Here is a 25,644-nt window from a genome sequence, read left to right on the forward strand (position 1 = left end):
TTGCAGAAATTGAAAGACAATCCCAGCCATGAATCCCCCCGATACAGTCCCCCTGCCAGCCGCAGCGCCGCCCCGGCTGCAGCTGACAGGCATCACCAAGCGCTATCCGGCGGTGGTGGCCAACAACGGTATTTCGCTGACCGTGGGCGCCGGCGAAGTGCACGCCATCCTGGGTGAGAACGGTGCCGGCAAGTCCACGCTGATGAAGATCATCTACGGCGCCGTCAAGCCCGACGAGGGCCGCATCGAGGTCGATGGCAAGCCGGTCCACATCCGCAACCCGCAGGAGGCGCGCCAGCTGGGCATCGCCATGGTGTTCCAGCATTTCAGCCTGTTCGACACGCTGTCCGTGGCTGAGAACGTCTGGCTGGGCCTGGACAAGAGCCTGCCGCTGGCCGAGGTGGTGAAGCGCATCGAGTCCACGGCGCATGACTACGGGCTGGAGGTCGATCCCCACCGCCCCGTGCACACGCTGAGCGTGGGCGAGATGCAGCGCGTGGAAATCATCCGCGCCCTGCTCACGCACCCGCGCGTACTCATTCTTGACGAGCCCACCTCGGTGCTCACGCCGCAGGCGGTGGAGAAGCTCTTCGTCGTGCTGCGCCGCCTGGCGTCCGAGGGCTGCTCCATCCTCTACATCAGCCACAAGCTGCACGAGATCCGTTCGCTGTGCACGGCCTGTACCGTGCTGCGCGGCGGGCAGGTGACCGGCGTGTGCAACCCGGCCGTGGAGAGCAATGCCTCGCTGTCGCGGCTGATGATCGGCTCGGAGCCGCCCGAGCTCACGCACCGCGAATCCCAGGTCGGCGCCAGCGTGCTGCGCGTGCAGGGCCTGGCGCTGCCGCGCTCGGAGCCCTTCGGCGTGGACCTGCATGGCATCCAGCTCGATGTGCGCGCGGGCGAAGTCGTGGGCATCGCCGGTGTCTCGGGCAATGGCCAGAAGGAATTGCTGTACGCCCTGTCCGGCGAGGACACGCGCGCAGCGCCCGAAATGGTGCAGATTGCCGGCCGGGAGGCGGGGCGCCTGGGCCCCGGCCGGCGCCGTGCGCTGGGCCTGCACTTCGTGCCGGAGGAACGTCTTGGCCGCGGTGCCGTGCCCAGCATGGGCCTGGCGCACAACCTGCTGCTGACGCGCAAGACCGCGCTGGGCGCGGGCGGCTGGATCCGCATGGGCCAGTTGCAGGAGCAGGCGCGCGCCATCATCGCGCGCTTCAACGTCAAGGCCGGTGGCCCCAACGCGGCGGCGCAGTCGCTGTCGGGCGGCAACCTGCAGAAATTCATCGTGGGCCGCGAGATCGATGCCAGGCCCAAGCTGCTCATCATCTCCCAGCCTACCTGGGGGGTGGACGTGGGGGCGGCCGCGCAGATCCGCGGCGCCATCCTGCAATTGCGTGACGAAGGCTGCGCCGTGCTGGTGCTCAGCGAGGAGTTGGACGAATTGTTCGAAATATGTGACCGCCTGCATGTGGTGGCCAAGGGCCGGCTGTCGCCCTCGGTGGCGCGGGCCGATGCCACCGTGCAGCAGATCGGCGAGTGGATGAGCGGCCTGTGGGACGGTGCTGCCGCCCCGAACGCCGCCCAGAACGCCGCCAGGGGAGGCGCCCATGTTCAAGCTTGAGCAACGCCCCCAGGCCTCGAAGCTGTGGACCTACGGTTCGCCCGTGCTGGCGCTGGCCATCACCGTGCTGATCGGCGTGTGCCTGTTCGTGATGCTGGGCAAGGACCCGGTGCGCGGCCTGCAGGCCTTCTTCTGGGACCCCGTCAAGTCCACCTATGCGCTGGGCGAGCTGGCCGTCAAGGCCACGCCGCTGCTGCTGATCGCGCTGGGACTGGCCGTGTGCTTTCGCTCCAATGTGTGGAACATCGGTGCCGAAGGCCAGTTCGTGATCGGCGCCGTGGCCGCAGGCGGCGTGGCGCTGCTGGCGGACAAGACCACGGGCCCGTGGATCGTGCCCGCCATCCTGGTGGCCGGCATGCTCGGCGGCATGGTCTGGGCCGGCATCGTGGCCCTGCTGCGCGACCGCTTCAATGCCAATGAAATCCTGGTCAGCCTGATGCTGGTCTACGTGGCCACCCTGGTGCTGGGCTTTCTGGTCTACGGGCCGTGGAAGGACCCCATGGGCTACAACTTCCCGCAGACCAAGACCTTCGAGCGCGTCACGCAGATCCCCAAGCTCATGCAGGGCATGCGCACCAACATCGGGCTGCTGCTGGCGCTGGCTGCGGCGGCCATGCTGTGGGTCTTCCTGTTCCGCACCCGTGCCGGCTTTGCGCTGCAGGTCGGTGGCCTGGCCCCGGCTGCTGCGCGCTACGCGGGCTTTTCCTCGCGCCGCGCGCTGTGGACGGCGCTGCTGATCTCGGGCGCCGCCGCCGGCCTGGCCGGTGCGCTGGAAGTGGCCGGCCCGCTGGGCCAGCTCACGCCCTATGTCCCGGCCGGCTACGGCTTCGCCGCCATCATCGTGGCCTTCGTCGGCCGCCTGCATCCCGTGGGCATGATCTTTTCCGCGATTCTCATGAGCATGTTCTATATCGGGGGCGAACTCGCCCAGTCGCGCCTGGGCCTGCCCAAGGCGCTGACCGGCGTGTTCCAGGGCCTGCTGCTGTTCACGCTGCTGGCCTGCGACACGCTGGTGGCCTACCGCGTGCGCTGGGTGTCCCGCACGCCCGTGGTTCCGCCCGCAGCGGCGCCTGCCGTCAAGGAGGCCCGCTGATGGAATCCTATGCACTGCTGCTGGGCTCCACGCTCAGCGCCGGCACCGTGCTGGCGCTGGCCGCGCTGGGCCTGCTGATCAATGAAAAGGCCGGCATCGTCAACCTGGGTGCCGAGGGCATGATGCTGTGCGCCGCCATCGCGGGCTTTGCCGCCGTGGTCCACACGGGCAGCACCACCGTGGGCTTTCTGGCCGGCATGGGTGCGGGCGCGCTGCTGGCCGCCATCTTCGGCGTGCTGGTGATCTGGCTGAACACCAACCAGTACGCGACGGGGCTGGCCCTGTCGCTGTTCGGCACGGGCTTCTCGGCCTTCCTGGGCCTGGGCTATGTGCAGGCGCGCCTGCCCGAGCTGCCCAAGTTCGCCGTGCCCTGGCTGTCCGACCTGCCCGTGGTCGGCACGGCGCTGTTCCGCCTGCATCCGCTGGTCTATGGGGCGGTGGTCATTGCGGCGGCCCTGGTCTGGTTCCTCTACCGCACGCGGGCCGGCCTGGTGCTGCGCGCCGTGGGTGAGTCGCCCCAGTCGGCCCATGCGCTGGGCTACCCGGTGCGCCGCATCCGCCTGGCGGCCGTGGTGTTCGGCGGCGCCATGTGCGGGCTGGCCGGCGCCTACATCTCCACCGTCTACACGCCGCTGTGGGTGGAGGGCATGGTGTCGGGCCGGGGCTGGATCGCGCTGGCGCTGACCACCTTTGCCACCTGGCGCCCTGCGCGCGTGCTGCTGGGCGCCTACCTGTTCGGCGGCGTGACCATGCTGCAGTTCCACCTGCAGGCCACGGGCGTGCAGGTGGCCAGCCAGCTGCTGTCCATGCTGCCCTACCTGGCGACCATCGTCGTGCTGGTGCTGATCTCGCGCAATCCGGCCTGGATCCGTGCCAACATGCCGGCCTCGCTGGGCAAGCCCTTCTATCCGGGCTCCTGACGCTTTCATTTTTTCTCTCCCTCCAGAACCACAAAAGGACAAACGCATGCCCGCTTTGCGCGAACGCACCCTGAAACCTGGCCTGAAAAGCACGCTTGTGAAGATGATCGGCCTGTCGGCCATCTCGGTGGCGGCCCTGACCGCCTGCGGCAAGAAGGAAGAGGCCGCAGCGCCTGCTCCCGCTGCCGCGCCTGCCGCCCAGGCGCCGGCCGAGAAGCTCAAGATCGGCTTCATGTACGTCAGCCCCATCGGCGACGGTGGCTGGACCTTCCAGCACGAGCTGGGCCGCAAGGCCATCCAGGAGAAGTTCGGCGACAAGGTGGAAACCTCCTTTGTCGAAAGCGTGCCCGAGAGCGCGGACGCCGAGCGCGTGATGCGCGACATGGCCGGCCAGGGCAAGAAGCTGATCTTCGCGACCAGCTTCGGCTACCAGGAGTTCGTGCAGAAGGTCGCGGCCGACCTCAAGGACGTGAAGTTCGAGCACGCCACCGGCTACAAGAACGCCGACAACGTGGCCACCTACGACACCAAGACCTTCGAGGGCGCCTACCTGGCCGGCATCGTGGCCGGCGGCATGACCAAGACCAAGACCGTCGGCGTCGTGGCCTCGGTGCCGATTCCTGAAGTGGTGCGCAACATCAACAGCTTCGTGCTGGGCGCGCAAAGCGTCGATCCCTCGATCAAGGCCAAGGTGGTCTGGGTGAACGAATGGTTCGCCCCGCCCAAGGAGTCCGAGGCTGCCACCTCGCTGATCAACGGCGGCGTGGACGTGCTCTACCAGAACACCAACTCCCCGGCCGTGCTCAAGACGGCCGAGGAACGCGGTGCGCGCGCCTTCGGCAAGGACGGCGACATGAGCGCCTTCGCGCCCAAGGCCCACCTGGGCTCGGCCGTGATCGACTGGACGCCTTACTACAGCAAGGTCACCCAGGACACGCTGGACGGCAAGTGGCAGGGCGGCTCGTTCTGGTGGGGCGTGAAGGAAGGCGCCATCGACCTCGTGAAGATCGCCGACGACGTGCCCCAGGACATCAAGGACAAGGTCGCCAAGGCACGCGACGGCTTGAAGGATGGCAGCTTCGCCGTCTGGACCGGCCCCATCAAGGACAACGCCGGCAAGGAAGTGCTGACGGCAGGCCAGGTCGGCGACCTGGGCTTCATGACCAGCATCAACTTCTTCGTCAACGGCGTCGAAGGCAAGGTGCCGGGCGCCAAGTGATCCGGCGGCAGTCCATGCACCAAGGGCCCTTCGGGGCCCTTTTTTCTGCCGCGATCCGCCAGACGGGTCCGCCCTATGCACCACGATTGTGCAAAGCCCCCAAAATGTGGTTTTCCCGCATGCCTGGTGGCTCTGGCGCAGCCGGCTGGCGCCATTCTTGCTTTATTCTCGGGACCCATCGCGGCGGGTCTGCGCCCCTGCGGACACCGCCTTCTTCCTGCCTGCCGCAGGACCACTTGAGGAAACTTCGATGACTGATCTTCACAAACGCTCCCTGATCAAGGTGGCAGCGCTGTCGGCCGTGGCCGCCGCCGCGCTGGCCGGCTGTGGCAAGAAGGAGGAGGCCGCGCCTGCGCCCGCTCCCGTTGCCGAGGCCCCTGCTGCCGCTGCAACCGAGCCTTTGAAGATCGCCTTCGCCTACGTGGGCCCCGTCGGTGACGGCGGCTACACCTTTGCCCACGACCAGGGCCGCCTGGCGCTGGAGAAGGAATTCGGCGACAAGATCAAGACCTCCTATGTGGAGAGCGTGCCCGAGGGCGCCGACGCCGAGCGCGTGCTGCGCGACATGGCCGCCAACGGCAACAAGCTGGTCTTCGGCACCACCTTCGGCTACATGGAGCCCATCCAGAAGATCGCTCCCGACTTCCCCGATGTGAAGTTCGAGCACGCCACCGGCTACAAGACCGCCGCCAACGTCAGCACCTACGACAGCCGCACCTACGAAGGTGCCTACCTGGCCGGCATCATCGCGGGCTCCATGACCAAGTCCAATGTGCTGGGCGTGGTCGGCTCCGTGCCGATTCCCGAAGTGCTGCGCAACATCAACAGCTTCACGCTGGGCGCGCAGTCCATGAACCCCAAGATCAAGACCAAGGTGGTCTGGGTCAACGAGTGGTTCGCACCCCCGAAGGAAACCGAGGCTGCGACTTCGCTGATCAACGGCGGCGCCGACATCCTGTTCCAGAACACCGACTCCGCCGCCGTGCTCAAGACGGCCGAGGAAAAGGGCAAGCGCGCCTTCGGCTGGGACTCCGACATGACGGCCTACGGCCCCAAGGCCCACCTGGGCTCGGCCATCATCAACTGGACGCCCTACTACACCAAGACCGTGCGCGAGATGCTGGACGGCAAGTGGAGCAGCCAGCAGACCTGGTGGGGTGTGAAGGAAGGCGCGATCGACATCGTCTCGCTGGCCGATGACGTGCCCGCCGAAGCCAAGGCGAAGATCGAAGAGGTCAAGAAGGGCCTGAAGGACGGCACCTTCCACATCTGGAAGGGCCCGATCGCAGGCCAGGACGGCAAGGAACTGCTGGCCGCCGACGCCGTGGCCGAGGACAAGTTCCTCACGGGCATCAACTTCTACGTCAAGGGCGTGGAAGGCAAGGTGCCGGGCCAGGACAGCAAGTAAGACAGACGCCAGGCCGCCCGGCGCAGGCCGGGTTGCCCGCTGCCGCCAGGGCCGCCTTCGGGCGGCCTTGGCGTTCATGCGCCGCACAGGTGCTGAACAGGTGCCGTACCTGTGCTGCGCATCGAGTGGGTTTATGCTCGCTCCCAGCCGCGGCCTGCCCGCCGCCGCGGCACAGACAGACAGCAAGAGATTCCCCCCATGATCGAAAACTCCCTCTGGCATCCCGTGGCCCAGGCCCACGAAGTTGTCGATGCGCCGCTGGGCGTGCAACTGCTGGACCAGCCCCTGGTGCTGTGGCGCGATCCGCAAGGCCTGGTCCGCGTCTTCGTGGACCGCTGCCCGCACCGTGGCGCACGCCTGTCCATGGGCCGTGTCGAGAACGGCCACCTTGAATGCCCCTACCACGGCTGGCAGTTCGCCGACAGCGGCCAGTGCGTCAAGGTGCCGGCCCTGCCCAGCTTCACGCCCCCGCCCTCGCAATGCGTGAAGGCCTTCGAGGCACAGGAAGCCTACGGCCTGGTCTGGGTGCGGCTGGCCAAGGGCGAGGAGCTCTCGGCTGTTCCGGCCCTGGCGGCCCTTCCAGCCTTTGAAGCCGAGGCGGACGCGCACCTGCGCAAGCTCAACTGCGGCCCCTATGACGTGGTCGCCAGCGCGCCGCGCATCATCGAGAACTTCCTGGACATGTCGCACTTCGGCTTTGTCCACGAAGGCTGGCTGGGCAGCCGCGATGCCACGGCCATCGAAGCCTATGCCGTGGAGACCACGGCCACGGGCGTGCTGGCCACGGGCTGCAAGGCCGTGCAGCCGCAGTCCAACCTGCACTCCACCAGCGCGGCCGAAGTCGAGTACACCTACGAAGTGACGGCGCCCTATGCCGCCGTGCTGACCAAGCTGCCCGAATCCGGCACCACCCGGGCCGGCTGGCGCGAGTCCATCGCCCTGTTCATCTGCCCCGTCACGCCCGAAACCAGCCGCGTCTGGTTCCGGCTGGCCGTGGCAGACTTCGATTCGCCCGACGCCCAGCTGCAGGAATTCCAGCACACCATCTTCTGCCAGGACCAGCCCGTGCTGGAGTCCCAGCAGCCCAAGTGCCTGCCGCTGGACCCGCGCGCCGAAATGCACTCTGCGGCCGACCGCATGTCGTCCGCCTACCGCCGCTACCTCCGGGCCAGCGGCATCACCTTCGGAGTCTGCTGATGCACACCGTACCCGCCGTGGATGCCGCGCATCTGCCCCAATTGCTCAAGGCCATGCCCAAGGCCGAGCTGCACATGCACATCGAAGGCTCGCTGGAGCCCGAGCTGATCTTCGCGCTGGCCCAGCGCAACGGCGTGAAGCTGCCCTATGCCAGCGTGGAAGACCTGCGCCGCGCCTATGCCTTCACCGACCTGCAAAGCTTTCTGGACATCTACTACGCCGGCGCCAGCGTGCTGCTGTACGAGCAGGATTTCTACGACATGGGCCGCGCCTACCTGACGCGCGCCGCGCAGGACAACGTGGTCCATGCCGAGATCTTCTTCGACCCCCAGACCCACACCCAGCGCGGCGTGGGCATGGAGACCGTGATCAACGGCCTGTACCGGGCCTGCCGCGATGCGGAGATAGAGCAGGGCATCTCGTCGGCGCTGATCCTGAGCTTTCTGCGCCACCTCAGCGAAGAGGACGCCTTCGCCACGCTGGAAGCCGCGCTGCCGCTGCGCGACCGCTTCATCGGCGTGGGGCTGGACAGCAGCGAGGTCGGCAACCCTCCCGAGAAGTTCGCCCGAGTGTTCGCCCGCTGCCGCGAGCTGGGCCTGCACCTGGTCGCGCATGCGGGCGAGGAGGGGCCTCCCGCCTATATCTGGGGCGCGCTGGACGTGCTGCATTCCGAGCGCATAGACCACGGCGTGCAGGCCGCGCGCGACGAGGCCCTGATGCAGCGCCTGGTCCGCGACGGCGTGCCGCTGACCGTGTGCCCGCTGTCCAACCTCAAGCTGTGTGTGGTGTCCGACCTGGCCCAGCACAACCTGCCCCAGCTCTTGGAGGCAGGGCTCAAGGTCACGGTCAATTCCGATGATCCGGCCTATTTCGGCGGCTACGTGAACGAGAACTACCTGCAGCTGTTCGCCGCCACCGGCATGAATTCGCAGCAGGCCTGGCAGCTGGCGGTCAACAGTTTTGACGCCAGCTTCGTCACACCCCAGCAGCGCGCCCACTGGATGCGCCAGCTGGAGGCCGTGTTCGCCCGATACGCCGCCCTGGCCTGAGCCCGTTCAGGCCAGCGCCTGCCTGAGGCGCTCGGCATGGTCCTGCAGCGCCTGCATGCCGGGCTCCTTGCGCGGCCAGCCCAGGCCCACGCCGTCGCCCTCGTGGCGCGGCAGCACATGGAGGTGGAAGTGGAAGACGGTCTGCCCGCCGGCCGCGCCATTGGCCTGGAACAGGCTGATGCCTTCGGGGTCGAACGCTGACTGCACGGCCTGCGCCACGCGCTGGGCCGTGCGCATCACGGCGCCGGCCTCGTCGGGCGTGAGGTCCAGCAGGGTCACGGCATGGCGCTTGCTGGCCACCAGCACATGGCCGGGGTTGACCTGGCCGATGTCCATGAAGGCGATGGTCTGCTCGTCCTCGAACACCTTGGCGGACGGGATCTCGCCCGCCACGAGGCGGCAAAAAAGGCACTGCCCCGGGGGCGAGGTATCGACGAACATCGGCATGGTCCTGTACTCCTTGGTGGTTGCTTGGGGTTGGAATTTGCCGACGATCTTAGAGCGTGTTATGCACTTTTAAGTACCCGCGTTGGTTCTGCGCGCTGGTGATCGCAAGGCGCAGTGCGCCGCCAAGGCTGGAGCCTTGGCAAGCGCTGCAACGCCGCGAGCGCCTGCGCGCAGAGCCAACCCATGGGGAAAGCCGGGAAATGGGCCCGGCCCTTCGTTGCAGCACACTTGCGGTATGGCAACCGCGGCGCGCGCTGCGCCTCGTTCCGGGCCCATTTCCCGGCTTTCGCGGGCACTTAAAAGTGCATAACACGCTCTAGTGGACGGTATCTGCCGTCCCTTATGGAGGCCATAAGCGCAGGCCCAGGCAGCCCTCAGGGCCGCTGCCTATAATCGCGCCCCGCACCGGCCGCTGCCCACGGCAGGTGCGTTTTCATTTCCGGGCCATGTAGAGGAACACCATGTACAAAAACCTCGCAGCCGCAGTCGCGGCCGCAAGTCTTGTATCCACGGCCTTGTCCCAAGGCCATCCCGCCCCTTCATCCCCCGCAGGTTCCGCGCCCCTCAAGGCCGCCTTCGTCTATCTGACGCCCGTGCTCGACGCCGGCTGGACGCGCCAGCACGACGAGGGCCGGCGCGCATTGCAGGCGGCGCTGGGCCCGCGCGTGCAGACCCGTGCGGTGGACAGCGTGCCCGAGGGGCCCGACGCCGAGCGCGTGCTGCGCGACCTGGCCGCCTCGGGCAACCAGCTGATCTTCACCACCAGCTTCGGCTACACCGAGTCCGTGATGCGCGTGGCGCGCGACTTCCCGCAGGTGAAGTTCGAGTCGGTCACGGGCTTCAAGCGCGCCGACAACGTGGCCACCTCGAATGCGCGCTACTACGAGGGCCGCTATCTGTCGGGCATTGCCGCAGGCCGTGCCAGCAAGACGGGCGTGGCCGGCTTCGTGGTCGGCTTTCCGATTCCCGAGGTGCTGCAGGGCATCAACGCCTTCACGCTGGGCATGCGTTCGGTCAATCCCAAGGCCACGGTCAAGGTGGTCTGGCTGGATACCTGGTTCGACCCGCCGCGCGAGCGCGATGCGGCCATGGCGCTGTTCAACGGCGGCGTGGACGTGGTGTCCTTCCAGGTCGCATCCACCGCCGTGATGCAGGCCGCCCAGGAGCGCGGCCGCATGGCGATTGCCTACCACTCCGACATGCGCAAGGACGGGCCCGACGCCCAGTTGCTGGCCGTCACCCACCAGTGGGGCGACTACTACACGGCGCGCGCCCGCGCCGTGCTGGACGGCAGCTGGAAGAGCCAGGACACCTGGGGCGGCGTGCGCGAGGGCATGATCCGCGTTGAGGGCTTCGGTCCCAAGCTGCCGCCCGCCGTGCGCGAGGAAGTGCTGCAGCGCCAAAAGGACATGGCCCAGGGCCGCCTGCAGCCCTTCAAGGCCGGCGACCAGCCGGTGCGCGACAACCAGGGCCAGGTGCGCATTCCTGCCGGCAAGCAGCTGGACGATGCGCAGATCCTGCAGATGAACTGGCTGGTGGACGGCGTGCAGGCCACCCTGCCCAAGTGATGCGGCCTGCGAGGCCTCCGGTCCTGGCGTAAACCCTAGGATGGCGCCTGCCGATGGCGCCTATAGCGCTGCGGATATGGCATCTGCCTGTCCGCCCGCTAAGCTTGGCGGCATGCAAATCTACCGTTCCTCATTGCTGCGTTTTGCCGACGATGGCCAGGCGCTCTACGACGAAGACGGCCTGCTGGCCGTCGCCCCGGATGACAGGGGGCAGCAGCGCGTCGTCGCCGCCGGCAGCTGGCAGGCGCTGCAGGCGCAGTTCACCGGACAGCCGGGCGCCGAAGTCACCCATCTGCCGGGCCGCATCCTCGCGCCGGGCTTCATCGACCTGCACATCCACTACCCGCAGACCGATGTGATCGGCGCGCCCGCCCCCGGCCTGCTACCCTGGCTGGAGAAATACACCTTTCCGCACGAGTCGGCCTTTTGCGAACGCGCCCATGCCGACAGCGTGGCCGAGTTCTTCCTGGACGAGCTGCAGCGCAACGGCGTGACCACGGCGCTGGCCTTTGCCACCTCGCACCCGGGTTCGGTCGATGCGCTCATGGGCGCGTCGCAGGCGCGCGGCATGCGCATGATCACGGGCAAGGTGCTGCAGGACCGCCACAGCCCCGACGGCGTGCGCGACCAGACCGAGCAAAGCCTGATCGACACCGAGACCCTGATCCAGCGCTGGCATGGCGTGGACCGCCTGGGCTACGCGATCACGCCGCGCTTTGCGCCCACCAGCACGCACGAGCAGCTGCGCGGCGCGGGCGAGCTGGCCGCACGCTACGCCGATGTCTGGATCCAGTCGCACGTGGCCGAGAACCTGGACGAAGTGCGCTGGGTGGCCGAGCTCTTTCCGAAGGCGCGCAGCTACCTGTCGGTCTACGACGACTTCGGCCTGATGCGCGAGCGCGCCGTCTACGCGCACTGCATCCACCTGGACGACGAAGACCGCGCCCTGATGCGTGAACGCAGCACCGCCGCCGCCGTCAGCCCCACCAGCAACCTGTTCCTGGGCAGCGGCTTCTTCGACTTTGCGCGGGCCGATGCCGCGCAGTTCCTCTACGGCCTGGCCAGCGACGTGGGCGGCGGCATGAGCTTCAGCCCCTTCCGCACCATGCAGGCCGCCTATGTGGCGGGCCGCGAGGGCCAGACCAAGCAGGGCCTGAGCCTGTCTCCGGGCAACCTGTGGTGGCAGCACACGGCGGGCGCGGCGCGCGCCCTGGGCCTGGCGGGCCAGGTGGGCAACCTGCAGCCGGGCTGCGAGGCCGACTTCGTGGTCATCAACCCGGCCTGCACGCCGCTGCTCGAGCGCAAGACCCGCCAGGCCGAGAGCCTGGACGAGCTGCTGTTCGCCATGATCATCCTGGGCGATGACCGCCTGATCGAGCGCACCGTCGTTTCTCAAGCAAAATAGCGCCTTTGCGCCAGTGCCCGGCCGGGTGCTGGCGCCTGACAAGTGCAGCTAGGGAACGAGGAATTGCCATGAGCATCAAGAGCGACAAGTGGATCCGTCGCATGGCCGAGGATCACGGCATGATCGAGCCTTTCGAGCCGGCCCAGGTTCGCAACGTCGATGGCCGCAAGATCATCAGCTACGGCACCAGCAGCTATGGCTACGACATCCGCTGCGCACCCGAATTCAAGGTGTTCACCAACATCCACAGCACCGTGGTGGACCCCAAGAACTTCGATGAGAAAAGCTTCGTCGATTTCGAGGGCGACAGCTGCATCATCCCGCCCAACAGCTTCGCGCTGGCGCGCACGGTCGAGTACTTCCGCATCCCGCGCAATGTGCTGACCATCTGCCTGGGCAAGAGCACCTACGCGCGTTGCGGCATCATCGTCAACGTCACCCCCTTCGAGCCCGAATGGGAAGGCTATGTGACGCTGGAGTTCTCCAACACCACGCCGCTGCCCGCCCGCATCTATGCTGGCGAGGGCTGCGCCCAGGTGCTGTTCTTCGAGAGCGATCCCGACGATGTCTGCGAGGTCAGCTACCGCGACCGTGGCGGCAAGTACCAGGGCCAGGTGGGTGTGACGCTTCCCAAGGCCTGACGGCTTTGACCCGGAAGACAAGGCCCGCAGCGAAAGCTGGGGGCCTTTTTCATCGCCGGGCCGCCCCAAGATGAAAAGCAGCCCCCTCGGGGGGCAGCGGACCTTGCGCAGCAAGGGGAGCGTGGGGGCCATTTTTCATTCCACCAGCGCCAGGGCGGCGTCGATGCGCGAATGTGCGCCGCAGCTCTCGCGCCGTGCGGCGGCGGCCGTGGCCATTAGCCAGCAGACATCGAGCTGGTTGCGCAGCGCATGGCCTGCGGCAGGTGCCAGCCTTTCACGCCATGCCGCAATGCGCTGCACGGCCTGCGCCAGGCCCTGGTCGCTGCGCTGTATGCCCACGCAGTCCTGCATGAGCTGGCGCAACTCCTGCGCGATGGCGGCCGTGTCCTGCTCCTGTGCGCCGGCCTGCAGGGTTTCGGTCGGCCGGGCCGGCGCCGGGGCGGCAGCCGGCTGCTGCGCGATGGCCTGGGCGGCCGCGCGCCCCATCACCACGCATTCGAGCAGCGAATTGCTGGCCAGCCGGTTGGCGCCGTGCAGGCCGGTGCGCGCCACCTCGCCAATGGCGCGCAGGCCATCGACATCCGTGCGCCCGTCGATGCCGGCCAGCACGCCGCCGCAGGCGTAGTGGGCGCAGGGGGCGACGGGAATCGGCTGCGTGGCAATGTCGATGCCATGGCTGGCGCACAGGGCCATCACGCCTGGGAAATGCGACTGCAGCCAGGCACGTGGCCGGTGGGTGATGTCCAGGTGCACGAAGGCCAGGCCATGGCGGTCCATCTCGTGCCGGATGGCCCGGGCCACGATGTCGCGCGGCGCCAGTTCGGCCCGCTCGTCATGGGCAGGCATGAAGCGCGTGCCGTCCGGCAGGCGCAGCAGGGCGCCTTCTCCGCGCAATGCCTCGGAGACCAGGCCGGCCGCACGGCCGCCCACCTGCAGGGCCGTGGGATGGAACTGCATGAACTCCAGGTCGCCCACGCGGCAGCCCGCGCGCCAGGCCATGGCCACGCCGTCGCCCGTGGCGGTGGCCGGGTTGGTGGTGGCGGGATAGACCTGCCCCAGCCCGCCCGTGGCCAGCACGGTATGCGCGGCATGCCAGCGCTGCAGGCGGCCATCGGGCAGGCGCACCAGCGCGCCTGTGCAGTGCGCAGGCTGTCCTTCGGTCAGCAGGTCCAGCGCGCTGGTGTGCTCATGCAAATCGATGTTCGCGCGCTCCCGGCAGGCGCGCAGCAGGGCGGCGTGCACGGCCTGGCCGGTGCAGTCTGCGGCATGCACGATGCGGCGGCGGCCGTGGCCGCCCTCGCGCGTGAGGTGCAGGCCACCGCTGTCGTCACGCGTGAAAGGCACGCCGTGGGCCACCAGCCAATCGATAGCGGCAGGCGCCTGCTCGAGGATGGCGCGCACGGCCTGTGCATCGCACTGGCCTGCGCCCGCGACCAGGGTGTCTGCCAGGTGTTCGTCGATGCTGTCCTGTGCATCCAGCACGGCGGCAATGCCGCCCTGGGCCCAGGCGCTGGCGCATTCCTCGGCCGCGCCCTTGCTGAGCAGGGCCACGCGCAGATGCGGCGGCAGTGACAGGGCGGCGGCCATGCCGGCTAGGCCGGCGCCGATGATGAGTACGTCCATGGAGGGCTGGGTCATGGCGTGCTCCTCAGGCGGGACCGAAATGCTGGAAGAGCGCTGCATCGCGCGCAAGGTCGCCGCTGGCGCGCACGGGCTGGCGGTGGCCGGCCGCGAAAGCCAGCATGCGTTCGATGGGGCGGCGCGCGGCCTGGGCGATGGCGGGGTCCACCTCGATGGCGCACAGGCCCTGCTCCAGGGCCAGTTCCACGCCCTGCAGGCTGTTCATCGCCATCCAGGGGCACATGGCGCAGCTCTTGCAGGTGGCGCCCTGGCCGGCCGTGGGCGCGGGCAGGAAGGTCTTGCCCGGGTAGCGCATGCGCATGTCGTGCAGGATGCCCTGGTCGGTGGCGACGATGAAGGTGTCGGTGGGCAGCCGGCCAGCCGCGTTGATGAGCTGGGTGGTGGAGCCCACCACGTTCGCCTGGGCGGCCACGGCGGCCGGCGACTCGGGGTGCACGAGGATGGCGGCCTGCGGATACTCCAGCGCCATGGCGGCCAGTTCGTCGGCCTTGAACTCGTCATGGACCAGGCAGGAGCCATGCCACAGCAGCATGTCGGCGCCGGTCTGGCGCTGGATGTGGGCGCCCAGGTGGCGGTCGGGGGCCCAGAGGATCTTCTCGCCGCAGGCGTGCAGGTGGGCCACGATGTCCTGTCCCACCGACGATGTGACCACCCAGTCGGCGCGCGCCTTCACCGCCGCGCTGGTGTTGGCGTAGACCACGACCGTGCGGTCCGGGTGGGCGTCGCAAAAGGCGCTGAACTCGTCTGCCGGGCAGCCCAGGTCTAGCGAGCAGCTGGCGTCGTCGTCGGGCATGAGCACCCGCTTTTCCGGGCTGAGGATCTTGGCGGTCTCTCCCATGAAGCGCACGCCGGCCACGACCAGGGTGCTGGCCTGGTGCTGGGCGCCGAAGCGCGCCATCTCCAGCGAATCGCCCACGCAGCCGCCGGTCTCGCGCGCCAGGTCCTGCAGTTCGCCGTCCACGTAGTAATGGGACACGAGCACGGCATCGCGCTCGTGCAGCAGGGCGCGTATGCGCTCGGCGGTCCGAAGGCGCTGGGCGCGGTCAAGTTCGGGAGGAATGCGGGCCCAGGCCTCGCCGATGCCGCACTGGCCGGCGAGGGAGAAATGGGGCTTGTCGTACTGCACGGATTTGAGCTGCATGGTGGCCGTCCGGGACTGTGGAAAGGGCTGGTGATGGCTGCGAATAATATGCTCAATTTGAGTATTAGTGTGGTGTTTTTTGCCGCACAGGTGTTTTGCGGCAGTCAGAAAATCGAGGGCGGGAAAAGCGGCGCGGGGCCGCCTCAGCGCTGCAGCTGCACGTTGTTGCGGCCTGCGCCCTTGGCCTCGTACAGCGCCTCATCGCCACGGCGCAGCATGGCGGTGGCAGTGTCCGTGGTGCCGCGCAGCGTGGCCACGCCCACGCTGGCGGTGACGGGCTCGCCGTGGGCCATCGGCGTGGCCGCCAGCAGTTCGCGCAGTTGCTCGGCAATGACCACGGCGGCATCGGCCGTGGTGTCGGGCAGCAGCGCCAGGAATTCCTCGCCCCCCATGCGGGCCAGCACGTCGGACTCGCGCAGCCGCATGCGGAAGGCGCGCGCCAGGGTGCGCAGCACGGCGTCGCCCATGTCGTGGCCGTGCTGGTCGTTGATGCGCTTGAAGTAGTCCACGTCGATGACGAGCACGCTCAAGGGGCGGCCGCTGCGGCGCGCCAGCGCCATGGCGAAGTCCAGCTGGAAGTCGAAGCCCCGGCGGTTGAGCAGGCCCGTGAGCGGGTCGCTGCGCGCCTGGTGCTCCAGTTCGGCATTGGCCTGCTGCAGCTGCAGCGTGCGCTCGCGCACCTGGCGCTCCATGGCCTCGTTGGCCGAGCGCAACTGGGCAATGCTGCCGCGCAGCGCCTGAGAAAGGCGATGCACTTCGCGGCTGCTGTGCAACTGCGGGATGTCGGAGGCCGCACCGCTTCCGTCGATGCCATTGGCGGCACGGGCCAGGCGCTTGAGATCCTGGCTCAGCCTGCGCGCCACCAGCCAGGCGATGACGGCGGCCACCAGCGCGGCTGCCAGGCCGCCGGCCAGCACCTGGTGCATGGCCTGGCGCGCGGGCGCGTAGGCGCTGTCATGCGGCTGGCGGGCCACGATGTGCCAGCCCATGGCCGTTGCCCGGTTGTGGGCCTGCAGCGGCACGGTGGCCGTCAGAAAGCTCTGCGGGCTGTCCTGCCAGCGCGCCACCTGTACGGGCTGCAGCGTGGCATCGGCCGTATCGGCAGACACGGTATGGGCCACCGGCAGGCGCTGGTCCAGGGCCAGCAACGGCTCCAGGCTGTCGCCCGGCGCGTGGATGAGCCGTCCACGCCGGTCGAAGATGAACAGGCCGATCTGCCGGTCGGCGCTGTCGGCCTGCTGCAGGGTCTGCATGGTTTCGCGCACCCATTCCCAGCTGCTGTGCATGCACAGCACGCCCTGGGTGAGATCGCCCACGCGAATGGGCGCCGCGAAGTCCATGAACCGGCGCGGCGCGCCGTCGGCCGCAGGCGGCAGCAAGGCGGACATCACAGGCGAGGAGGCGCGCACATCGCCCACATGGACGCGCTGCAGGCCCGGCTCGAACCAGGGCCGGTCGCTGACATCGAGGCCCACCAGCACCTGGTCGGTCGCGCTGCGCACCGTGCCCTCGGCGTCGGCCACGCCGATCCAGAGGCTGGTGGGCGTCAGCGAACGGGCGCGGTTGAGCAGTGCGCCCACGCCCGGGGCCTCCAGCCCCTGGATCCAGAGCTCCGGCGAGGCGGCCAGCACTTCCACGGTATGGGCGCGGCTGAACAGGCCATCGGACAGCTGCCGGGCGGCGTTGGAGGCCATGGCATGCAGCGAGGCGCTGACCTCGCGCTCCATGCGCCAGCGCAGCAGCTCGCCGAATGCCAGCGACATCAGCACCGTCACGCCCACCAGCAGCGAGCCGAAGACCAGGGCCAGTTGCGTGCGCAGGCCCAGGCGCTGCCAGCGACTGGGCGCGGTGCTGGAAGCCGGGGCGGGGGAATCCGGGGGGAAAAGCTCGTTCAACGCAGAAATCCGCTTTCAACTGTTCTGGAGTGCGGCCCGGCGCATGGCCAGGCGGGTGGCTGCCAGATCCCAGCCGCCCCAGCCGCAGCATTTGAACAGCACGGGCGAATCCGAGCGCGGCCATTGCTCGCGCACCACCTGCTCCAGCGTGGGCAGGGCGGCGACATCGATGCCGGCCTGCAGCAGGTCACCGGCCTCATGCAGCGCATCCCCGGTATCGACCACCACGCGGCCCGACTGCAGCAAGCCCTGGCACAGGCCGGGTGCCAGCTCCACCATCTGCGGCGTGAAGGCGCCCACGGCCGAGATGAAGGTATCGCTGCGCGGCGCCTCGCGCAGCACCACGGCCCGGGCGGGCGTGCAGGTCACGATCAGCGGGCAGTGGCGCGCCGCCGCCTCCACATCCTGCACGGCGGTGGCCTGCAGTCCCATGGCCCGGGCCTGGTCGACCAGCGCCTGGGCGCTCTGCGCGCTGCGCGATGCCACCTGAACCTCGCGCACGCCCAGGCCTGCGGCAAAGGCCTGCAAATGGGCCAGGCCCTGCACGCCGGCGCCCACGATCAGCAACGGACCCTGCGGATTCGGCGCCAGCCTTTGCGCGGCCAGCAGCGATACGGCGGCCGTGCGCCGCGCCGTGACCGTGGGGCCGTCCAGGATCAGGCGGCGCTCGCCCGTGGCCACGTCGAAGACCACCACATCCCCCTGGATGGTGGCGCGCGGCGTGCCGGCGTTGCCGGGCGTGAAGCTGATCAGCTTGGTCATGGCCACCTGGCCGTCGGTGGCGGGCATGCAAAACAGGCTGCCACCGGCCGGCAGGGGCATCACGATGCGCGCCGGCACCTGCGCTGCCTGGGGCTGCAGCAGCAGGGCGGCGATCTCTTCGGCCAGTTCGTTCCAGGGCAACAGCCCGGCCGTGGCCTGGGCGTCAAGGGCGGTGGAGGAGGGCATGCTGGAATGGCTCATGGCCGCGACTGTACACAGTAGGCTTGGATCGACCAATTCGCGATGTGTCCAGTGCTGCGCACAGGCCCGTGAGGGCCTGCGCAGGCACTACGATGTCGCCTATGTCACAAAAGCCTTCTTATCCGCGCGAAGAGCCCCGCTGGGACGGTTCGGCGCGGCCCGAAGCTCCGCGCAAGGAATCGGCCCCGCGCTATGAGCAGCAGCGGCGCGGACCCGCGCCCGAGCCGTGGCAGCGCGAGCAGCCGCCCAGCGAGCAGGCTCCCGCGCCCCGCCGGCCCGGCGAGCCTGCACGCGAGCGGCGCAGGCGCGGCGGATGGGGGCTGGGCCTGGCGGTCGTCATCGGCCTGGGCATCGTCGCCGCGCTGCTGGCCGCCATGGTGCTGGTGGCCCGCGAGCAGGTCCTGCGCAGCCAGGCGCCACCGGCCACCGCCCCCATGGCGGTGCAGCCCGTGCGCTGATACACGCCGTATCATTGCCACAGCTGCGGTCGCTGCAGTCCCGCAGGTTCCGACGTAATATCGCCGCCCGATGCTGCAGGCTGCAGCACAGATCCAGGAGTGAACACCATGAGATGGGATGGCAACCGCGAGTCGGACAATGTGGAAGACCGCCGTGACGAGGGTGGCGGTGGCGGCGGCCCCGTCTTCGGCGGACGCAGCATAGGCATTGGCACCATCGTCATCGCCCTGGTCGGCGGCTGGGTGCTGGGCATCAACCCGCTGACCATCCTGGGTGCGCTCAGCGGCGGCTCGCCGGTGCAGGTGCAGCAGCCTCAGGGCCCGGCCCACAAGCCGCCGGCCGATGACAAGCTCGCCCGCTTTGTCTCCACCGTGCTTGCCGATACCGAAGATGTCTGGCGCGATGTGTTCCGCCAGGGCGGCGCCCAATATACCGATCCCAAGCTCGTGCTGTTCCGTGGCGCAACGCCCACGGCCTGCGGCACGGGGCAGTCGGCCATGGGGCCGTTCTACTGCCCTGCCGACCAGAAGGTGTATATCGACCTGGGCTTCTACGAAACGCTCAAGAACCAGCTGGGCGCGCCCGGCGATTTCGCCCAGGCCTATGTGATTGCCCACGAGGTGGGCCACCACGTGCAGAACCTGCTGGGCATCAGCGCCCAGGTGGACCGCGCCCGTGGCCGCGTCAGCAAGGTGGAGTACAACCACCTGTCGGTCAAGCTGGAACTGCAGGCCGATTGCCTGGCAGGCGTCTGGGCGAACCGCGCGCAAAGCGCCCGCCAGATCCTGGAGCAGGGCGATGTGGAGTCGGCCATGAATGCGGCATCCAAGATCGGCGACGACGCCCTGCAGCGCGCAGGCGGCGGCGCCGTGGTGCCGGACAGCTTCACGCACGGCACCAGCGCCCAGCGCCAGCGCTGGTTCAGCACCGGCCTGCGTACCGGCAGCGTCAAGTCCTGCGACACTTTTTCGGCTGCTTCCCTCTGAGGAGTACCCCCCACGCCCGCGTTGCTGCGCAAGCTTCGCCGGCCCCTGCGAGGGGCCGCTTTTTCATCTGAAGGCTGCCCGGCGACGACAAAATGCCCGCATTGCAGGCCCTCATACCGGGTTTTTGCGGGTTGCGCTCACACAACGCCATGCTTGTCCAGGTGCCAATTGGCGTTATTGCAACGCACAAATCGCGCTAGGTGCGACAATAGCGCTCTCAATGACAAGCTCTTTCTCCAATCTCCAGCTGGCTGAGTCCCTGGCGCGCGCCGTAGCCGACATGGGCTATGAGTCCATGACGCCCATCCAGGCACAGGCCATTCCGGTCGTTCTGACCGGCAAGGATGTCATGGGCGCCGCCCAGACCGGCACAGGCAAGACGGCGGCGTTCTCGCTGCCGTTGCTGCAGCGGCTGATGCGCCACGAAAATACCTCCGCTTCGCCTGCACGCCACCCCGTGCGGGCGTTGGTGCTTTTGCCCACACGCGAACTGGCGGACCAGGTGGCCCAGCAGATCGCCCAGTATGCGAAGTACACCAAGCTGCGCAGCACCGTGGTGTTCGGCGGCATGGACATGAAGCCGCAGACGCTGGAGCTCAAGAAGGGCGTCGAGGTGCTGGTGGCCACTCCGGGCCGTCTGCTTGACCACATCGAAGCCAAGAACGCCGTGCTCAACCAGGTCGAGTACGTGGTGCTGGACGAGGCAGACCGCATGCTGGACATCGGCTTTTTGCCCGATCTGCAGCGCATCCTGTCCCACCTGCCCAAGACACGCACGACCTTGCTGTTCAGCGCCACCTTCTCGCCCGAGATCAAGCGCCTGGCCAGCAGCTACCTGCAGGACCCCGTCACCATCGAAGTGGCCCGCCCCAACGAGACGGCGTCCACGGTGGAGCAGCGCTTCTACAGCGTCAGCGACGACGACAAGCGCTATGCGCTGCGCTCCCTGCTCAAGCAGCGCGACATCCGCCAGGCCTTCGTCTTCTCCAACAGCAAGCTGGGCTGTGCGCGCCTGACGCGTGCCCTGGAGCGTGATGGCCTGCGCGCAACGGCGCTGCACGGCGACAAGAGCCAGGACGAGCGCCTGAAGGCGCTTGAAGCCTTCAAGCGCGGCGAGGTGGATCTGCTGGTGTGTACCGATGTCGCGGCCCGTGGCTTGGACATCAAGGACGTGCCGGCCGTCTTCAACTACGACGTGCCCTTCAACGCCGAAGACTATGTGCACCGCATCGGCCGCACGGGTCGCGCAGGCGCCTCCGGCATCGCCGTGACCCTGGTGACCAACCACGATGCGCGCCTGGTGGGCGAGATCGAGAAGCTCATCAAGAAGAAGATCAACGTCGAGGCCTGCCCCATGGAAGATTTCCGTGGCAGCGTACCGCGTGGTCACCGTTTTGACGAGCTGCCGCGCCAAAGCAGCGGCGGCTACGGTCGTGAACGGGATCGCGGCGCCGAGCGTGGCGATCGCGGCGGTGATGCGTCGCGGGGCAGTTCCGGTTTTGGCCATCGCGGCTCGCGCATGGCCCAGCGCCCGGCGCACTCGGACCCGTTCTTCGACAAGCCCTACGAGGCAACCGCCAGCGTCGATGCGAGCTGGGACAGCCAGGGTGCTGCCGCGCCCAAGGCGGGCAGCAGCATCAAGCCCAAGCGCAAGCTGGCCGCGCTGTTCAAGGCGCCTGTTGCGCCTGTCGCGCCGGTCCCTCCTGTGGCACCCGTCGCCACTTCCGAGGTCTGAGCGCCGCGCAAGCCGCCTGCCTCACGAAAAACGCCTGCCTTGCAGGCGTTTTTTTTTTATGGGTGCTCGCCCATCGGCGTCGTCCAGGTCAGCCCGGAGCCTGCGCCTGCGGGCAGTCCACCTGGATCAGTTCCCGGTCCGCCAGGTGATCGCCGAAACGCATCATGCTCAGGCAGCCGCCCCAGACGCAGCCGGTGTCCAGCGCCACAAGGTCGGGCCGGTTGATGTGGCCCAGCGTGGACCAGTGGCCAAACGCAATCGTTGCGCTCGCCGTGGCGCGGCCCGGCACATCGAACCAGGGCATGAGGCCGGGCGCCGCCTGCTCGGCCGACTCGGTGCTGTCGAAATCCATGACACCCTGTGCGGTGCAAAAGCGTAGCCGGGTCAAGGCGTTGACGATGACCCGCAGGCGCTCCCAACCCTGCAGGTCGGGTGACCAGCGATCGGGCTGGTTGCCGTACATGGCCTGCAAGAAATCGGGCAACTGCTTGCTGCGCAGTACCGAATGCACCTCGCCCGCCAGCGCCATCACTTCCTGGCTGCTCCACTGCGGCAGCACGCCGGCATGGACCATCAGCAGTTCCTCGCCATGCGCCATGCGGTGGCTGCGTGCCAGCGGCTGGTGGCGCAGCCAGTCCAGCAGCTGATCGCGATCGGGCGCATCCAGCACCCGGGCCAGCGTGTCGCGCCGGCTGCTGCGGCGCACGCCCTGGGCGGCGGCCAGCAGGTGCAGGTCATGGTTGCCCAGCAGGGCGCGCATGGAGTCGCCAGCGGCCATGCAGGTGCGCAGCACCTTGTCCGATTCCGGACCGCGGTTCACAAGGTCGCCCAGGATGTACAAGGTATCGCGGCTGGCGGAGAAGTCCACGCGGTGCAGCAGGCGCTCAAAGGCGTCGTGGCATCCCTGGATATCGCCGATACAGTAAAGTGCCATGGTCTTCTTTCTGATATACGAACCATGGATTTTCTGCTGATCGCGTTGCTTACGCTGCTCAATGGGGTGTTTGCAATGTCCGAATTGGCACTGGCCTCCAGCCGCAAGGCTCGGTTGGTGGCACTGGCTGAAACAGGCGACAAGGGTGCGGTGGCAGCACTGGCCTTGCTCGAAAACCCCACGCAATTTCTTTCTTCGGTGCAGGTGGGCATCACCTCCATCGGCCTGCTCAACGGCATTTTGGGCGAGGCGGCCTTCAGTGACGGGCTGGCCGCATGGCTGCTGGGCCTGGGAATTCCGGAACGCGCGGCCAGCATTTCTGCCACGGCGCTCGTCGTGACCGTGATCACCTTCGTCACCATCGTCTTCGGCGAGCTGGTGCCAAAGCGCATAGGCCAGCTTTATCCCGAAACCGTGGCCACGGTGGTTTCCCGGCCGATGACCTGGGTGGCGTCGGCTGCAAAGCCCTTTGTGCGGCTGCTGGCCTTTTCCACGCGCGCCATGCTGACTCTGCTGCGCATCAATGAATCCGCAGCGCGCGCCGTGACCGAAGAGGAAATCGTGGCAAGCCTGGCCGAAGGGCGGGATGCCGGGGTGATCGAGGCCAACGAGCACCAGATGGTGCAAAACGTCTTTCACCTCGATAACCGCTCACTGACGTCGATCATGGTCCCGCGCGGCGACGTGCAATGGCTGGATGCCGACATGACCGTCACCGAGGCATTGCAGGCCTCGGCCGACGACCACTCGAAGGGCGGGCATTCCTGGTATCCGGTGTGCCGCAATTCGCTGGATGACGTGGTCGGCATCATCAGCGTGGCGCGCCTGCTGGCATTGGGCTCGGATGCCGCCGGCACCACGCTGTACGAACATGTGCTGCCGGCTTCTTTCCTGCCCGAGACGCTCAGCGCCATGGAGCTGCTGGAGCAATTGCGTGCCCGGTCCGGGCGCATGGTGTTTGTGGTGGATGAATATGGCGTGGTGCAGGGCATCATGACGCCCCGGGATTTGCTCGAGGCGATTACCGGCGAGTTACAGCCTGTGACCGAGGCAGAAGCCTGGGCCATGCAGCGTGAGGATGGCTCCTGGCTATTGGACGGTCTGATGCCCATATCGGAGCTGAAGGCGCGCCTCGATATTCGTGATCTTCCCGATGAGCACCGCGGCCGATACAACACCGTGGCGGGCCTTCTCATGGCAGAAAGCGGTCATTTGCCCATTCTGGGGGAACGGGTCAGCTGTGCGGGCTGGATCTTCGAGGTCATCGATCTCGATGGCAAACGCATTGACAAGGTGCTGGCCATATCGGATTTATCCGAGAACTACTCTTCGCAATAGGCAGCAGCGATATTGTGGGTTTTGCTTACATGCGTCTTGCGCCATGGGCTGATTATGTTTTTATAATGAAAGCTCTTAAACTACTTTCAAGGCGCATACCATGAGCTCTTACAAGGAACTGCTGAAGCAGCGACAGGAACTGGAGCAACAGATCCAGGAAGCACGCAAGCGCGAGCTTGCCGACGCCGTGGGACAGGTTCGCAACTTGATTGCCGAATATGGTCTGACTGCCGATGACGTGTTTCCTGCAGCTCGTGGTCGTACCGCTGGCACAACCGGCGCCAAAGTGGCTCCCAAGTACCGCGATCCCGCAACCGGCCAAACCTGGACCGGACGTGGCAAGCCGCCAAAGTGGATTCAGAATCAGGACCGTGAGAAGTTTGTCATCTGATTTTCCCGTCGCGCATGAAAGAGCCCGCCCAGTGCGGGCTTTTTTCATTGTCACGGCCATTTGTCAAAACATTGTCTCAGTTGAGAATCTCTATCATCTGAGGCGTAAAGTGTGGATCCGTGTATGGACATTTCCAGAGCGGCGATGCAAAGGCCGATTTTTGGCCGCGCCGCACAGGTGATGGTGGGGCGATGTCCTTTATGGCAGTCTGGTGCGTGGCGAGATGCCCGTTTTTGGGATCTTGATGCGCCTCAATGCCTAGGGGATGCGCGCATGTTTCAGAAGATTCCGAGCATTCTTTGATTTTCTTCAGCGGTGTCCGACTTGAATAATCAGGCCCCGGCCGCCATGGGTGGCGGCAGGGGCACAATACGCACATGAACAAGCAGGTGTTGATTGCCGGCGGCGGCATTGGTGGCCTGGCCGCCGCCATCGGTGCGTCGCGGGCGGGTTGGGAAGTGCGTCTTTTCGAGCAGGCGCCCGCGCTCAGTGAAGTGGGCGCCGGAATCCAGATCGGTCCGAATGTCGTGCGGCGGCTTCAGGCCTGGGGCCTGCAAAAACCGCTGCAGCAGGTGGTGGCGCTGCCGGGCAGCCTGCGCGTGCGCAGCGCAGTCACCGGACAGGAATTGGCGCATATGCCCTTGGGCAGCGAGTCCGTGCAACGCTATGGCGCGGCCTACGCCACCATCCACCGGGCCGATCTGCAGCAATTGCTGCGGGAAGCCGCTCAGACTTATCCGGGCATGCACCTGAACCTGGGCCAGCCCATCGAGAGCTTTTCCGAGACCGACGGCGTGGTCACCGTGCGAACCCGGGCCGGCAAGCTGATCGAAGGCGATGCCCTGGTCGCCGCCGACGGCGTGCGCAGCGTTCTGCGCCAGCAGTTGCTGGGCGACGGCCCGCCGCGTGTCACCGGGCACCTGGCCTACCGCGCCCTGGTGCACCAGGCCCAGTTGCCCAAGCGCCTGCGGGCCACCGATGTCACGGCCTGGCTGGGCTCGCGCATGCATGCCATCCAGTATCCCGTGCGCCGGGGCGAGCTGCAGAACCTGGTGATCATCATCCAGGGCCCGGCGCCCGAGGATCTGGCGAACTGGGACCATGCGGGCAATCTCGACGATCTGGTGCGGGTGCTGCAGGGCAGTTGCCCCCAGCTGCTGGACCTGGTCCAGCATGTGCCAGCGGCCGGTGGAGACTGGCGGCTGTGGCCGGTGGGGGACCGCCCGCCCGTGCAATCGGCCGCGCAGATGGCGCGCGGCGTGGTGGCCTTGCTGGGCGATGCGGCCCATCCCATGCGCCCCTATCTGGCCCAGGGCGCCGGCATGGCGATTGAAGATGCAGCGGAGCTGCAGCGCGCCCTGTCCATGCACGATCTCGACGTCAACATGCGCCTGCGCCGCTACGCGCTCAACCGCTGGCAGCGCAATGCGCGCGTGCAGGCACGCTCGCAGCGCAACGGCCGCATCTTCCATGCCACGGGTCCCGTGCGCTGGGGGCGTGACCTGTCGCTGCGCCTGCTGGGCTCCCGGCTGATGGATCTGCCATGGCTGTACCGTGGCGATGGCTCGGCCGCCAACGCCTTGTAGAGACAGAGAC

The 25,644-nt window shown here is 67.6% G+C and carries 23 protein-coding genes; 17 read left to right on the forward strand and 6 right to left on the reverse strand.

Annotation, left to right across the window (positions count from 1 at the left end; all coding sequences use genetic code 11):
- Nucleotides 1-28: 28 nt before the first annotated feature.
- The 7 genes from CLV01_RS10070 (at nucleotide 29) to CLV01_RS10100 (ending at nucleotide 8,504) form a co-directional block, all read left to right on the forward strand.
- Nucleotides 29-1,618: an ABC transporter ATP-binding protein gene (locus CLV01_RS10070; protein ID WP_063326924.1), complete on the forward strand. Its 1,590-nt coding sequence runs from the start codon at nucleotides 29-31 to the stop codon at nucleotides 1,616-1,618.
- Entirely contained in the window at nucleotides 1,605-2,711 is a 1,107-nt protein-coding gene (locus CLV01_RS10075) for an ABC transporter permease (RefSeq protein ID WP_012204059.1), read from the forward strand. The genes CLV01_RS10070 and CLV01_RS10075 overlap by 14 nt, the downstream gene beginning before the upstream one ends.
- Nucleotides 2,711-3,631: an ABC transporter permease gene (locus CLV01_RS10080; RefSeq protein WP_013803692.1), complete on the forward strand. Its 921-nt coding sequence runs from the start codon at nucleotides 2,711-2,713 to the stop codon at nucleotides 3,629-3,631. Before CLV01_RS10075 ends, CLV01_RS10080 begins: the two co-directional genes overlap by 1 nt.
- A gap of 46 nt (nucleotides 3,632-3,677) precedes the next feature.
- Complete coding sequence (locus CLV01_RS10085) at nucleotides 3,678-4,850, forward strand: BMP family ABC transporter substrate-binding protein (protein ID WP_099734393.1); 1,173 nt, start codon at nucleotides 3,678-3,680, stop codon at nucleotides 4,848-4,850.
- Nucleotides 4,851-5,100: 250 nt separating this feature from the next.
- The gene (locus tag CLV01_RS10090; RefSeq protein WP_012204065.1) at nucleotides 5,101-6,258 is read left to right on the forward strand and encodes a BMP family ABC transporter substrate-binding protein; all 1,158 of its coding nucleotides are present in this window, start codon (nucleotides 5,101-5,103) and stop codon (nucleotides 6,256-6,258) included.
- A 198-nt stretch (nucleotides 6,259-6,456) separates the two neighbouring features.
- Nucleotides 6,457-7,455: an aromatic ring-hydroxylating dioxygenase subunit alpha gene (locus CLV01_RS10095; protein WP_099734392.1), complete on the forward strand. Its 999-nt coding sequence runs from the start codon at nucleotides 6,457-6,459 to the stop codon at nucleotides 7,453-7,455.
- Nucleotides 7,455-8,504 carry an adenosine deaminase gene (locus tag CLV01_RS10100; RefSeq protein WP_034366623.1) on the forward strand — a complete coding sequence of 350 codons (1,050 nt, stop codon included), beginning with the start codon at nucleotides 7,455-7,457 and terminating at the stop codon, nucleotides 8,502-8,504. Before CLV01_RS10095 ends, CLV01_RS10100 begins: the two co-directional genes overlap by 1 nt.
- A 6-nt stretch (nucleotides 8,505-8,510) precedes the next feature.
- Here CLV01_RS10100 and CLV01_RS10105 read toward each other — a convergent pair whose 3' ends face one another.
- Nucleotides 8,511-8,951, reverse strand: a complete 441-nt coding sequence (locus CLV01_RS10105; protein ID WP_071954654.1) for an HIT family protein — start codon at nucleotides 8,949-8,951, stop codon at nucleotides 8,511-8,513.
- Between the two features lie 461 nt (nucleotides 8,952-9,412).
- Here CLV01_RS10105 and CLV01_RS10110 point away from each other — a divergent pair, with 461 nt between their 5' ends.
- The 3 genes from CLV01_RS10110 (at nucleotide 9,413) to dcd (ending at nucleotide 12,565) form a co-directional block, all read left to right on the forward strand.
- Nucleotides 9,413-10,519 carry a BMP family ABC transporter substrate-binding protein gene (locus CLV01_RS10110; RefSeq protein ID WP_099734391.1) on the forward strand — a complete coding sequence of 369 codons (1,107 nt, stop codon included), beginning with the start codon at nucleotides 9,413-9,415 and terminating at the stop codon, nucleotides 10,517-10,519.
- Nucleotides 10,520-10,631: 112 nt separating this feature from the next.
- The gene (guaD, locus tag CLV01_RS10115) at nucleotides 10,632-11,924 is read left to right on the forward strand and encodes a guanine deaminase (protein WP_099734390.1); all 1,293 of its coding nucleotides are present in this window, start codon (nucleotides 10,632-10,634) and stop codon (nucleotides 11,922-11,924) included.
- Between the two features lie 68 nt (nucleotides 11,925-11,992).
- Nucleotides 11,993-12,565, forward strand: a complete 573-nt coding sequence (gene dcd / locus CLV01_RS10120) for a dCTP deaminase (protein WP_013803686.1) — start codon at nucleotides 11,993-11,995, stop codon at nucleotides 12,563-12,565.
- 135 nt (nucleotides 12,566-12,700) lie between these two features.
- On the opposite strand, the gene nadB is transcribed toward dcd, so the two are convergent.
- The 4 genes from nadB to CLV01_RS10140 all read right to left on the reverse strand — a co-directional run bounded on the left by nadB (nucleotide 12,701) and on the right by CLV01_RS10140 (nucleotide 18,205).
- On the reverse strand, nucleotides 12,701-14,203 hold the full coding sequence (nadB, locus tag CLV01_RS10125) for an L-aspartate oxidase (protein WP_099734389.1): 1,503 nt from the start codon (nucleotides 14,201-14,203) through the stop codon (nucleotides 12,701-12,703).
- 10 nt (nucleotides 14,204-14,213) lie between these two features.
- Nucleotides 14,214-15,347, reverse strand: a complete 1,134-nt coding sequence (gene nadA / locus CLV01_RS10130) for a quinolinate synthase NadA (RefSeq protein ID WP_099734388.1) — start codon at nucleotides 15,345-15,347, stop codon at nucleotides 14,214-14,216.
- Between the two features lie 143 nt (nucleotides 15,348-15,490).
- Nucleotides 15,491-17,242, reverse strand: coding sequence for a sensor domain-containing diguanylate cyclase (locus CLV01_RS10135; RefSeq protein WP_063326915.1), 1,752 nt, complete (start codon nucleotides 17,240-17,242; stop codon nucleotides 15,491-15,493).
- A gap of 15 nt (nucleotides 17,243-17,257) precedes the next feature.
- Nucleotides 17,258-18,205: a delta(1)-pyrroline-2-carboxylate reductase family protein gene (locus tag CLV01_RS10140; protein ID WP_099734387.1), complete on the reverse strand. Its 948-nt coding sequence runs from the start codon at nucleotides 18,203-18,205 to the stop codon at nucleotides 17,258-17,260.
- Between the two features lie 101 nt (nucleotides 18,206-18,306).
- Here CLV01_RS10140 and CLV01_RS10145 point away from each other — a divergent pair, with 101 nt between their 5' ends.
- The 3 genes from CLV01_RS10145 to CLV01_RS10155 all read left to right on the forward strand — a co-directional run bounded on the left by CLV01_RS10145 (nucleotide 18,307) and on the right by CLV01_RS10155 (nucleotide 21,385).
- A complete protein-coding gene (locus tag CLV01_RS10145; protein ID WP_224986416.1) occupies nucleotides 18,307-18,663 on the forward strand; it encodes a hypothetical protein in 357 nt (118 codons plus the stop codon).
- Between the two features lie 108 nt (nucleotides 18,664-18,771).
- A complete protein-coding gene (gene ypfJ, locus CLV01_RS10150; protein WP_012204077.1) occupies nucleotides 18,772-19,650 on the forward strand; it encodes a KPN_02809 family neutral zinc metallopeptidase in 879 nt (292 codons plus the stop codon).
- A gap of 220 nt (nucleotides 19,651-19,870) precedes the next feature.
- Complete coding sequence (locus CLV01_RS10155; protein WP_099734386.1) at nucleotides 19,871-21,385, forward strand: DEAD/DEAH box helicase; 1,515 nt, start codon at nucleotides 19,871-19,873, stop codon at nucleotides 21,383-21,385.
- Between the two features lie 88 nt (nucleotides 21,386-21,473).
- Here CLV01_RS10155 and CLV01_RS10160 read toward each other — a convergent pair whose 3' ends face one another.
- Nucleotides 21,474-22,319, reverse strand: coding sequence for a symmetrical bis(5'-nucleosyl)-tetraphosphatase (locus tag CLV01_RS10160; protein WP_097203171.1), 846 nt, complete (start codon nucleotides 22,317-22,319; stop codon nucleotides 21,474-21,476).
- 24 nt (nucleotides 22,320-22,343) lie between these two features.
- Here CLV01_RS10160 and CLV01_RS10165 point away from each other — a divergent pair, with 24 nt between their 5' ends.
- The 4 genes from CLV01_RS10165 to CLV01_RS10175 all read left to right on the forward strand — a co-directional run bounded on the left by CLV01_RS10165 (nucleotide 22,344) and on the right by CLV01_RS10175 (nucleotide 25,634).
- Entirely contained in the window at nucleotides 22,344-23,657 is a 1,314-nt protein-coding gene (locus CLV01_RS10165; protein ID WP_099734385.1) for a hemolysin family protein, read from the forward strand.
- Between the two features lie 100 nt (nucleotides 23,658-23,757).
- Nucleotides 23,758-24,048 (forward strand): H-NS histone family protein, encoded by a 291-nt coding sequence (locus tag CLV01_RS10170; protein ID WP_012204081.1) that lies wholly within the window; start codon nucleotides 23,758-23,760, stop codon nucleotides 24,046-24,048.
- A gap of 123 nt (nucleotides 24,049-24,171) precedes the next feature.
- Nucleotides 24,172-24,351 carry a hypothetical protein gene (locus CLV01_RS28645; protein WP_143290083.1) on the forward strand — a complete coding sequence of 60 codons (180 nt, stop codon included), beginning with the start codon at nucleotides 24,172-24,174 and terminating at the stop codon, nucleotides 24,349-24,351.
- A gap of 74 nt (nucleotides 24,352-24,425) precedes the next feature.
- Entirely contained in the window at nucleotides 24,426-25,634 is a 1,209-nt protein-coding gene (locus CLV01_RS10175) for an FAD-dependent monooxygenase (RefSeq protein WP_013803678.1), read from the forward strand.
- The last annotated feature ends 10 nt before the right edge of the window (nucleotides 25,635-25,644 follow it).

It is taken from the genome of Delftia sp. 60 (assembly GCF_002754395.1).
Taxonomy (GTDB): domain Bacteria; phylum Pseudomonadota; class Gammaproteobacteria; order Burkholderiales; family Burkholderiaceae_C; genus Comamonas; species Comamonas acidovorans.